Source organism: Nocardia sp. NPDC051911 (genome assembly GCF_040681035.1).
Lineage (GTDB): Bacteria > Actinomycetota > Actinomycetes > Mycobacteriales > Mycobacteriaceae > Nocardia > Nocardia sichangensis.
The window spans coordinates 1-1,268 of record NZ_JBFAXY010000112.1; the positions used below are offsets into that span (position 1 = coordinate 1).

Below are 1,268 nucleotides of genomic sequence, written 5' to 3' on the forward strand. Positions count from 1 at the left end.
ACAAGCGTTCGGCGGCGGACTGGGACAAGGGCATCACCATCATCCATCGAGGCCGGATCTACCCCGACGGTCGCGTGGTGCGCTACCCGAATCCGATACTGGCAGACGTGAATTCACCGCGCACGGCCAACGTTCTGGGTGGGAAGATCGACCTCGATCGAGTCGAGAAGCCGATCCACCCCCGGTATCTGAGCTTGCTGGAACGCGAGCAAGTATGCGATCTGCACCGAGCCGGGCTGACGGTCCGCCGGATCGCCGCGGAGCTGGGGCGTTCACCATCGACGATCAGCCGCGAGCTGCGCCGCAACACAACCTCGGCGCGGGGATATCTGCCCCACTCCGCCCACCGCGCCTCGGTCGCTCGCCGGTTGCGGCCCCGCGACCCGAAGCTGACGGCGAACGCGTCGTTGCGTGACTACGTTCGAGACAAGCTCGCACGGAAGTGGTCACCCCAGCAGATCAGCCATCGCCTGGTCGTCGACTTCCCGACCGATCTGCAGATGCGCGCCTGCACCGAGACGATCTACCAGGGCATCTACGTCCACGCCCGAGGCGAGTTGAAGCGCGAACTCGCCCGCCACTTGCGTCGTGGCCGTCTCCGGCGCAGACCTCGTCGTGACCCCGCCGCGCGCCGGCCGCGTTTCGTCGAGCCGATGTCGCTGATCACCACACGCCCGCCCGAGGTCGAGTCCCGCACCGCGCCCGGCCACTGGGAAGGAGACCTCGTCATCGGCGCCACCAACCGCTCGGCCATCGCGACCCTGGTCGAACGATCCAGCCGCTTCGTCATGCTGGTCCACCTCGGAGCAGACCGCAGCGCCGAAGCACTACGCGACGGCCTCATCGCCACCATCTCGGGGCTGCCTGCCCAGCTGCGGGGCACCCTCACCTGGGATCAAGGCGGTGAGATGGCCGAACACCGCGCCTTCAGCAACGCCACCGACATGGCCGTCTACTTCTGCGAACCAGGCTCGCCATGGCAACGTGGCAGCAACGAGAACACGAACGGGCTACTGCGCCAATACTTCCCACGCGGCAGCGACCTCCGGGTTCACACACCCGCGGCGCTGCAAGCAGTCGCCGACGAACTCAACAACCGACCCCGCAAATGCCTCGCCTGGCAAACACCCACCGAAAGACTCGATGCTTTACTGAACGCTTCGTAGTTCGAACCGTTGCAACGACTACTGGAATCCAAGTGGTGCGGTGCTCGGAGATATCGGTCAGCCATAGCCGGTTCGGGCCGGTAGCAGTGAAATCGCGGCGAA

Annotated in this window: 1 protein-coding gene; it reads left to right on the plus strand. The window is 65.7% G+C overall.

Annotated elements, in window-relative coordinates; translation table 11 throughout:
* Window positions 1-134: 134 nt before the first annotated feature.
* Window positions 135-1,166: an IS30 family transposase gene (locus tag AB0L97_RS38645; protein WP_364440030.1), complete on the plus strand. Its 1,032-nt coding sequence runs from the start codon at window positions 135-137 to the stop codon at window positions 1,164-1,166.
* Window positions 1,167-1,268: the final 102 nt, after the last annotated feature.